Raw genomic sequence first — 399 nt, forward strand, 5'->3', positions numbered from 1 at the left:
AGAAGGACAAGGATGCCGGCTCCTTCGAAGATTTCATGGAAGTCCTGAAGCTTTACGACAAAGCTGAGAATGGCACCATGATGTATGCTGAACTTGAGCATATTCTTCTGTCCCTTGGTGAACGTCTTGAGAAGGCTGAGTTGGAGCCCGTCCTTAAGGAGTGCTGTCCCGAGGAAGACGAAGAAGGATGCATTCCCTATGAACCCTTCCTCAAGAAGATCACCCAACTGCTCTAAACGTCCACCATCTTCTTTTGTGACGTCATCACCAGGGAGTGCACATGCGTACAACACCACTACCATTCGGAGTGTCCGCGCGTGCAGTGTACAATCATTCTGTGGGAGTGACCAAACCACAGACAGTACATTAGTTCCAAAAATATGTTAATATATATGCCAA

At 47.4% G+C, this 399-nt stretch carries 1 protein-coding gene; it reads left to right on the forward strand.

What is annotated here, in order from left to right:
• On the forward strand, window positions 1-236 hold a 236-nt coding region (locus tag LXN01_RS16570), incomplete at its 5' end, for an EF-hand domain-containing protein (protein WP_236866848.1).
• Window positions 237-399: the final 163 nt, after the last annotated feature.

Origin of the sequence: Brevibacterium daeguense (genome assembly GCF_021729135.1) — a bacterium.
In the GTDB taxonomy this organism is placed as follows: domain Bacteria; phylum Actinomycetota; class Actinomycetes; order Actinomycetales; family Brevibacteriaceae; genus Brevibacterium; species Brevibacterium daeguense.